Source organism: Streptomyces endocoffeicus (assembly GCF_016741935.1).
GTDB classification, from domain to species: Bacteria; Actinomycetota; Actinomycetes; order Streptomycetales; family Streptomycetaceae; genus Streptomyces; species Streptomyces endocoffeicus.
Window position 1 is genome coordinate 1 of the sequence record NZ_JAERRG010000223.1, and the last position, 385, is coordinate 385.

At 68.1% G+C, this 385-nt stretch carries 1 protein-coding gene; it reads left to right on the forward strand.

The features are described 5' to 3' along the window. Positions 1 to 10: 10 nt before the first annotated feature. The coding region (locus JK364_RS54695) for an acyltransferase domain-containing protein (protein WP_307841746.1) at positions 11 to 385 on the forward strand (375 nt) is incomplete at its 3' end.

The window sequence follows — 385 nt, forward strand, 5'->3', positions numbered from 1 at the left end:
TGCGGCGGGGTTGTCGGGTCGGGGTGGGATGGTGTCGCTGGCTGTGGGTGTGGGCGAGGCGGAGCGGCTGGTTGAGGGGCGGGCGGGTCGGGTTGAGGTGGCGGCGGTTAATGGGCCGTTGTCGGTGGTGGTGGCTGGTGAGCCGGAGGCGTTGCGGGAGCTGGTGGCGGAGTGTGAGGGCGTGGGGGTGCGGGCTCGGTGGGTTGATGTGGACTATGCCTCGCATACGGTGCAGGTGGAGGTGATCGAGGAGGAGTTGGCCCGGTCGTTGTCGCAGGTCCGTCCGGTGTCCTCACGTATCCCGTTCTTCTCCACGGTGGACGCGGAATGGGTGGACACGGCCGAGCTGGACGCCGGGTACTGGTATCGGAATCTGCGGAGCACT